The sequence below is a fragment of the Bradyrhizobium sp. genome, from assembly GCF_019244115.1.
GTDB lineage: Bacteria > Pseudomonadota > Alphaproteobacteria > Rhizobiales > Xanthobacteraceae > Bradyrhizobium.
In genome coordinates, this window is record NZ_JAFATE010000136.1 from 1 (window position 1) to 7,752 (window position 7,752).

Annotated in this window: 8 protein-coding genes and 1 pseudogene; all 9 read right to left on the reverse strand. The window is 64.3% G+C overall.

Annotated elements, in window-relative coordinates; all coding sequences use genetic code 11:
• Nucleotides 1-13 precede the first annotated feature (13 nt).
• Nucleotides 14-1,420: a 3-isopropylmalate dehydratase large subunit gene (gene leuC / locus JOZ76_RS06235; protein ID WP_291697755.1), complete on the reverse strand. Its 1,407-nt coding sequence runs from the start codon at nucleotides 1,418-1,420 to the stop codon at nucleotides 14-16.
• A gap of 401 nt (nucleotides 1,421-1,821) precedes the next feature.
• Nucleotides 1,822-2,202 carry a 50S ribosomal protein L19 gene (rplS, locus tag JOZ76_RS06240; protein WP_291697756.1) on the reverse strand — a complete coding sequence of 127 codons (381 nt, stop codon included), beginning with the start codon at nucleotides 2,200-2,202 and terminating at the stop codon, nucleotides 1,822-1,824.
• Nucleotides 2,203-2,420: 218 nt separating this feature from the next.
• Nucleotides 2,421-3,149 (reverse strand): tRNA (guanosine(37)-N1)-methyltransferase TrmD, encoded by a 729-nt coding sequence (gene trmD / locus JOZ76_RS06245; protein ID WP_291697757.1) that lies wholly within the window; start codon nucleotides 3,147-3,149, stop codon nucleotides 2,421-2,423.
• Between the two features lie 81 nt (nucleotides 3,150-3,230).
• Nucleotides 3,231-3,923, reverse strand: a complete 693-nt coding sequence (locus JOZ76_RS06250; RefSeq protein WP_291697758.1) for a TapB family protein — start codon at nucleotides 3,921-3,923, stop codon at nucleotides 3,231-3,233.
• 44 nt (nucleotides 3,924-3,967) lie between these two features.
• A complete protein-coding gene (locus JOZ76_RS06255; protein ID WP_291697759.1) occupies nucleotides 3,968-4,672 on the reverse strand; it encodes a TapB family protein in 705 nt (234 codons plus the stop codon).
• A gap of 159 nt (nucleotides 4,673-4,831) precedes the next feature.
• Nucleotides 4,832-5,911 carry a zinc-binding dehydrogenase gene (locus JOZ76_RS06260; protein WP_291697760.1) on the reverse strand — a complete coding sequence of 360 codons (1,080 nt, stop codon included), beginning with the start codon at nucleotides 5,909-5,911 and terminating at the stop codon, nucleotides 4,832-4,834.
• Between the two features lie 30 nt (nucleotides 5,912-5,941).
• Nucleotides 5,942-6,466 carry a ribosome maturation factor RimM gene (rimM, locus tag JOZ76_RS06265; RefSeq protein WP_291697761.1) on the reverse strand — a complete coding sequence of 175 codons (525 nt, stop codon included), beginning with the start codon at nucleotides 6,464-6,466 and terminating at the stop codon, nucleotides 5,942-5,944.
• Nucleotides 6,467-6,627: 161 nt separating this feature from the next.
• Nucleotides 6,628-6,963, reverse strand: a complete 336-nt coding sequence (rpsP, locus tag JOZ76_RS06270; protein WP_291697762.1) for a 30S ribosomal protein S16 — start codon at nucleotides 6,961-6,963, stop codon at nucleotides 6,628-6,630.
• Between the two features lie 134 nt (nucleotides 6,964-7,097).
• Nucleotides 7,098-7,752: pseudogene (locus tag JOZ76_RS06275) on the reverse strand (signal recognition particle protein); the annotation flags it as partial.

Here is a 7,752-nt window from a genome sequence, read left to right on the forward strand (position 1 = left end):
TGCTGGTCGCCGCTTAGCGCCACTCGCGGATGTCGACGAAGTGACCGGCGATCGCCGCCGCTGCTGCCATCGCCGGCGACACGAGGTGCGTGCGGCCCTTGAAGCCCTGGCGGCCCTCGAAGTTGCGGTTCGAGGTCGAGGCGCAGCGCTCTTCCGGCTTCAGCTTGTCGGGGTTCATCGCAAGACACATCGAGCAGCCGGGCTCGCGCCATTCGAAGCCGGCCTTCAGGAAGATCTTGTCGAGACCTTCGGCTTCCGCCTGCTCCTTCACGAGGCCGGAGCCCGGCACGATCATCGCATTGACGCTGGCGTTGACGGTCTTGCCCGCGACGACCTTCGCAGCTGCCCGCAGATCCTCGATGCGGCCGTTGGTGCAGGAGCCGATGAACACGCGATCGAGCTTGATGTCGGTGATCTTCGTGCCGGCGGTCAGGCCCATGTAAGCCAGAGCGCGCTCCTTCGAGAGCCGCTTCGCCTCGTCGGCGATCTCGGCCGGGTTCGGCACCTTGCCGGTGATCGAGATCACGTCCTCGGGGCTCGTACCCCAGGTGACGATCGGCGGCAGCTTTGCCGCATCGAGCCTGATCTCGTGATCGAAATGCGCGCCGTCATCCGAACGCAGCGTTTCCCAATAGCGCATCGCCGCGTCCCAGGCCGCGCCCTGCGGCGCTTTCGGCCGGCCGCGCAGGAAGTCGAACGCCTTTTGATCGGGCGCAACAAGCCCGGCGCGCGCGCCGCCTTCGATCGACATGTTGCAGACCGTCATGCGGCCTTCCATCGACAGCGCGCGGATCGCCTCGCCGGCATATTCCAGCACATAGCCTGTGCCGCCGGCGGTGCCGATCTCGCCGATGATCGCCAGGATGATGTCCTTGCCGGTCACGCCTTCCGGCAGCTTGCCGTCGACAACAGCGCGCATGTTTTTGGCTTTTTTCTGAATCAGCGTCTGCGTGGCGAGCACGTGCTCGACCTCCGAGGTACCGATGCCGTGCGCCAGCGCGCCGAACGCGCCATGGGTCGAGGTGTGGCTGTCGCCGCAGACGATCGTGGTGCCGGGCAGCGTAAAGCCCTGCTCGGGACCGATGACGTGCACGATCCCCTGGCGCCGGTCGAACTCGTTGTAATATTCGATGCCGAACTCTCTTGCGTTCTCCGCCATCACCCGCATCTGCTCGATGCTTTCGGGATCCGGATTGGGTTTTGAACGGTCTGTTGTCGGGATGTTGTGGTCGACGACGGCGAGCGTCTTTTCCGGTGCGCGCACCTTGCGGCCGGTGGCGCGCAGGCCCTCGAACGCCTGCGGCGAAGTCACCTCGTGGACGAGGTGGCGGTCGATATAGATCAGGCAGGTGCCGTCCTCGGCCTCGTGAACCAGGTGGTCGTTCCAGATCTTGTCGTACAGCGTGGTTGGTTTGGACATGAGCATGAGCTCCAGATGGATTTTGTGAGCGAACAAGCGCGGCCAGCGCGCGGGGGCAAGCGACAAAAGGCGCGCGGATCAGCGCGCGCGGCTAAGCTCGGATGTTGCCGAAGTCGCAAAACGCCCGAAGAAGCGGCCGGGCAGGCGGCAGCGATCGTCGATCACGACGCGCCGGCAGGCCATGCGGGTCTGGTCCAGAACCATGACGCCTATATAGCACGCGATTTTGGAAGCGCGATATGCGTTTGGCCGTCATTGCGAGGCGCCCTTGCGCCGAAGCAATCCAGACCTTTACCGCGGAGAGATTCTGGATTGCTTCGCTTCGCTCGCAATGACGAAGCCAAACAAAAAAGCGCGGAGCAAAGCCCCGCGCTTTTTCGTCACAACGGTCCCGGAGAAAATTACTCGCCGACGGCAGCGGCGCGGTCCTGCTTCTCGACGATGCGGGCCGACTTGCCGCGCAGGTTGCGCAGGTAATAGAGCTTGGCGCGGCGTACCTTGCCGCGGCGCACCACCTTGATCGAGTCGATCATCGGCGACAGCACGGGGAACACGCGCTCCACGCCCTCGCCATAGGAGATCTTGCGCACGGTGAAATTCTCGTTGATGCCGCTGCCGGAGCGGCCGATGCAGACGCCCTCATAGGCTTGCACGCGGGTGCGGTCGCCTTCGACCACCTTGACGTTGACGATCACAGTGTCGCCGGGCCCGAAGTTCGGGATCTCCTTGTTGGCGGCGAGTTTGTCGTACTGCTCTTTCTCGAGCTGCTGGATCAGGTTCACGGATCAATCTCCATCGGCGGCGCGCCCGGCCGGTCGCGGGGGCTTGCGCAAAGTCTCGTCAGTCCTGCGGGCCGCGCACGTCCGCACAGATGGACAGGGGTTTTTGGATGCGCGAGGTTAACAATTCGAGCAGTCCCGTGCGGCAAACCAGATGCCACGTTGCCGGAGAAGGCTCGGTTGTGGATTGGGCGCTCCTATAAGCCAAAGCTGGCCGCTTGTCACGGGTCTGTCGTGTTTTTTGGCGGCTTTTGCCTGTTCTGCCAGAGGTCCGGGCGCCGCGCCTTCGTGAGCGCCTCGGCCTCGGCTCTGCGCCAGGCGGCGACCCTTGCGTGGTCGCCCGAGATGAGAACGTCGGGGATTGCCCGCCCTTCGAACAGCTGGGGGCGGGTATATTGCGGGTATTCCAGTAATCCGTCGGAAAAGCTCTCGTCCGATCCAGATTCCTGCTTGCCCATTACCCCCGGGAGTAGCCGGACACAGGCATCGATCAGCGCCATGGCCGCGATCTCGCCGCCCGACAGCACGTAATCGCCGATCGACACCTCTTCCAGCGCGCGCGCGTCGATGACGCGCTGGTCCACCCCCTCGAAGCGGCCACAGACGATCAGCGGGCCCGGGCCATCGGCGAGTTCCAGAATGCGGGCCTGGGTCAGTGGCCGACCGCGCGGGCTCATCAAGAGACGCGGTCGGCCAGCCTCGATCTCGGCCGCGTCGATCGCCCCGGCCAGCACGTCGGCGCGCAGCACCATGCCAGGTCCGCCGCCGGCCGGGGTGTCATCGACGCTGCGATGGCGATCGGTGGCCGAAGCGCGGATATCCCGTGCCTCCAGCGTCCAGAGGCCGGATGCGAGCGCCCGGCCCGCGAGACTCATGCCGAGCGGGCCCGGGAACATGTCGGGGAACAGGGTCAGCACGGTGGCGTGCCATATCGTCAGGTTGGCGGTCACGCCTTCCCAATGGCGGGTCCGGACCGGCTCGTCAAACCGGCCGCGACGTCTCCCAGAGAATCGACGGCGGCGCTGGTCTTTTCAGGACTGGCCCTTGCGGCCGTATTCAACGAGTTCAAGGCTATTGTTGTCTCTCAAAAGCTTGTTGGTCCGGGAGACGGTCGTCTGCTTGACCATGTGATCGATCGCAGGCGCGTACCAGGTCTGCACAATCACCTCATTGAGGTTATTGGGGTCGTTGGGCCGTCGCGTCGAAAAGGTCGTCTCGATCTTGAACGCGTCGAACGAACCCGCCTTGGTTGTGAGTTTTTCCTGGCCAACCACCTTCGACGAGCCGGTCCGTTTCCAGATGCCGGCAGCGCCTGCCGTGTTATTGACGTCGTCGGACCTGAAGGTCCAGGTGGCGCCGACCTGCAGGGGCGATTTGATGCCTAAGCCGTCATTTGGAGAATACTTCCAGGGGTCCCTGCTCTTCAGGTTCCACGACCGGTCATAGATGCTGAAGCCCGTCCGGTCGGATCCTTGAGAGGAGAAACGCACGGAAATCTCGGTCGGAGTGACGTCCGTAACGAGCAGCGTCCGTTTCCCTGTCGTCTTACCCGTGATCTCGTCGCGCGCCTCGTAAGTCCAGTGATCGCCGGGCATTGGCTCGTCCATTGCAACGACTTTTGCGGGGTCGGCCTGGACTTGTTCTGCGGGTGCGTTGGTGTCCGCCTGTTGTGCGAGGGCGCTGGTCGCAATCAGGCTGACCCCGATCAGAGCGTATCGAATCATGAGATGACCTTTGCAAGCTGGCGCCGATCTGCGGCGCGCGGGATTTAGCGGCGACCGTATTCGACGAGCTCCACGGAATTCTTGTCGGTAAGGCGCCCATCCTGGCGGGATTCCGCGGTGCGTTTCACCCAGTGATCGACCGCTGGCGCGTACCAGGTCCGCTGAATGATTTGGGCCTTCTTGGTCGGATCGTTGCTGTTCTGCAGCTGGTACGAGATCTCGATCTTGAAAGCGTCGAATGTGCCGGCCCTGGTGGTGACGCTTTCCTGCCCAACAACCTTCGCGGTGCCTGAGCGCTTCCAGGTTGCGTTCGGCGCCGTGCGGATGCCGGTGGCCTTGATCGGCCAGCTTTTGCCTATGCTGAGCGGGACGCGGACGCCGCTGCCATCATTCGGCGCGAAGCGCCACGTCCCGTCATTCGTCAGGTTCCATCCACTATCAAATGTGACATAGCCGTTGTTGGGATTGCCCAGCACCGTCACGCGGACATTGATTTCGGTTGGCGTGACGTCCGTGACGGTTTGAACGAAAGTCGATTTGACGTCGCCAGTGATCTCATCGCGGGATTCATAGGTCCAATGGTCGCCCGGCTGCGGAGCTTCCATCGGTTCCGGCGGTTCGGACGCGGCCTTTGCTTCGGGCGCGGTCGCTTGCGCCGCCGGTGCGGCTCCGTTTGGCGCCTGTTGAGCATGGACGAGAGCGGTCGTAGCAATCAGGCCGACGCCGAGCCAGGAAAAGTAGCGCAACACGAGTCCCTCCAGATGCTTCATCCGACGAGGGGCATTGACTGTTGCGCTCGCACAATTTCTGCGTGCGACACAACTTACAGTTTATAGACCGCCCCCTACATTCTGATTTTCCACGAATGGCTTTCAGGGTCAACCCCACGGACACAGGCACCGGCCTGCTCACGGCACGACCGCGGTCAGATCGAGGCCCTGCATCATCGCCGCCGCATCGACCGCCCGGCGGAAGTCGGCGAGCTCAAAACTCGTCACGATGATCTTTGAGAGATCGAGCAGGCGCTCGGCGGCGAGCGCGGCGAGCTGGCCGGGCGCGGTGCGCCCATACATGAACTGGCCGACCACCTCCCAGTCATTGGCCAGCATCTCGCGGAACGACAGCTCCAGCGGCACCTCGGCGCTGCCCATCAACACCAGCCGACCGCCGCGCTTGAGCGCGCGCAGGCTTGCCAGCGTGGTCGCGGTGCTCTTGGCGCTGCCGAGCAGATCGAGCGCCACGTCAGCGCCGCCACAGGCGGCATGGCGAATGCAGGCGACGTCTTTTGTCCCATCGCCGTTGACGACGACCGGAATGACGCGTGGACCAAAAGCATCGCGCAGGCGTTCTAACGCGGCCTGCTTGCGACCGACCGCGACGACACGGCCGGCGCCCATCGCGACCGCCAGCATGACGGCACCGGAGCCGAAATAGCCGGTCGCGCCGTTGATGATGATGGTGTCACCGCCGCGCAGGCTGGAGCGCTGCAGGCCGCCGAACGGCACGATCAGTTTTGCGAGCCCGATCAGTTCGGTTGCAGGCCGGTCGTCGAGCCCGGATAGTGGCGTGACGCAAGCCGCCGGCCAGTGTGCGATTTCGGCAAAGACGCCGTCGCGCCAGCGTGCCTGCAGCGCCAGCGCGGCCTCTGTTGTCACCGTGGCGGTCAGTCCGATCAGAATCTGCGGCGGCTCGTCGTCCGGCACGTCGCCGCGCAGGTGCGGACTCAAAAACACCCGCTCGCCCGGCCGAACGTGCGTGACGGTCTCCCCGGTCGCGATCACGCGCCCGATCGCATTGGTGCCGGGCACGAACGGCATCGGCGGCAGGCTGTAGGGCACCGCGCCTGTGAGCACCTGACCCATGTAGGAGAGCACCATCGCGGCTTCGATGTGTACGAGGACGCCATCGGGCGCAGGTGGGTGCGTCTCGACCTCGTCGAATCGCAGATCATCATGCGCATGCAGCCGCCAGGCCTTGTGGGTCGCCATCGCCATCGCTCCGTTACGGCCGCGATTAAATCACGGCGCGTCCGGCTCGTCGCCCTCGATCTCGCCAGGGAGCTTGACCACCACGCGCCCGCCGGCAATGTCGACGATCGGCACGACCGCGTTGGTGAAAGGCAGCAGCATCGTCGCCCCCTGGGACGGCGCGATCTCGATGATGTCGCCGGCGCCGAAATTGTGGATCGCGACGACGCGGCCGACCGGCTCGCCAGCTTCGGTCATCGCCGCAAGCCCGATCAGGTCGGCGTGGTAATATTCGCCCTCGTCGGTCGCTGGGAGCTTTTCACGCGCGACATAGAGTTCGACGCCATTGAGGCGCTCCGCCTCGTCGCGGGTGGTCACGCCCTTCAGCGTTGCGACGAGATGCCCTTTGGCCTCGCGGGCTGACGCGATCTCGAACCGGCGTGCGCCGTCCCTGGTCGACAACGGCCCGTAGCGTTTGATGGCAAACGGATCGTCGGTGAAGGTCCACAGCCTGACCGCGCCATGCACGCCATGCGCGGCGCCGATCTTTGCCACGCAGATTATTTGTGCGGTCATCGGCGCGCCTCATCCGTCGAGACGCGGCGCCGATCCAAATCTACGCAGCCTGCGAAGGCGCTGACGCGCCGCTGCTCAGGATGAGGGGCTAACCGCTCATGCCGAGGAGCACGGCGACAGCCGTGCGTGCCGAAGCATGCGGCCACGCGCATCGAAAAGGCTTACGCCGACTTGGCGGCGGCTTCGGCCCGCGCCTTGCGCTCCTTGCGCGGCACCGCCTTTTCCGGATTGCTGCGGGCCGCGCGCTTGGCGAGGCCGGCCGCATCGAGGAAGCGCAGCACGCGATCCGACGGCTGCGCGCCCTTGGCCAGCCAGGCCTTGACCTTGTCGAGGTCGAGCTTCAGCCGCGCCTCGTTGTCCTTCGGCATCAGCGGATTGAAATGACCAAGGCGCTCAATGAAGCGGCCGTCGCGCGGAAAGCGCGAATCGGCGACGACGACGTGATAGACCGGGCGCTTCTTAGTGCCCGCGCGCGCAAGGCGAATGACGACTGACATGTAGTTCTCCTGATTCGAAGTTTACGTTTCAACGGTGGTTCGTCATTGCGAGCGAAGCGAAGCAATCCAGATTGTCTCCGCGGAGAAAGTCTGGATTGCTTCGGCGCTTGCGCGCCTCGCAATGACGGACAAAATCATTTCTTCTTCCCGAGACCGGGAAGGCCGCCGAGTCCCGGCAGGGTCGGCTTGCCGCTGAGACCCGTGATGCCCGGCAGATTCGGCAGGCCCCCGCGCAGATTGGCCGGGAGATCCGGCGGCAGATTGGGCAGGCCGCCCTGTCCGCTCTTCATCTTCTCGGCCATCGCCTTCATTTCTTCCGGCGAGGGCGGCTTCATGCCCCCGCCAAAGCCCATCGCCTGGGCGATGCCGGCGAGCGGGCCGCGCTTGCCCGAACTCATGGCCTTCATCATGTCGGCCATGTTCCGGTGCATTTTCAAAAGCTTGTTGACCTGCTCGACGTTCTGGCCCGAACCCGCGGCGATGCGCTTCTTGCGGCTCGCTTTCAAAATATCCGGGTTCTTGCGCTCCTGCCGCGTCATCGAATCGATGATCGCGACCTGGCGCTTCAAAATCCTGTCGTCGATCCCGGCGGCGGCGATCTGGTTCTTCATCTTCGAGATGCCGGGCATCATGCCCATCAATCCGGAGATGCCGCCCATGTTCGCCATCTGCGTGAGCTGCTCGCGCATGTCGTTGAGGTCGAACTGACCCTTGCGCATCTTCTCGGCGACGCGCGCGGCCTTTTCGGCATCGATATTGGCGGCGGCCTTCTCGACCAGCGAGACCACG

Excerpts from the sequence above, each read along its gene's own strand:
- leuC (WP_291697755.1), bottom strand. The coding sequence starts at position 1,420 with ATGTCCAAACCAACCACGCTGTACGACAAGATCTGGAACGACCACCTG.
- rimM (WP_291697761.1), bottom strand. The coding sequence starts at position 6,466 with ATGACCGCACAAATAATCTGCGTGGCAAAGATCGGCGCCGCGCATGGC.
- rpsP (WP_291697762.1), bottom strand. The coding sequence starts at position 6,963 with ATGTCAGTCGTCATTCGCCTTGCGCGCGCGGGCACTAAGAAGCGCCCG.
- JOZ76_RS06260 (WP_291697760.1), bottom strand. The coding sequence starts at position 5,911 with ATGGCGACCCACAAGGCCTGGCGGCTGCATGCGCATGATGATCTGCGA.
- JOZ76_RS06250 (WP_291697758.1), bottom strand. The coding sequence starts at position 3,923 with ATGATTCGATACGCTCTGATCGGGGTCAGCCTGATTGCGACCAGCGCC.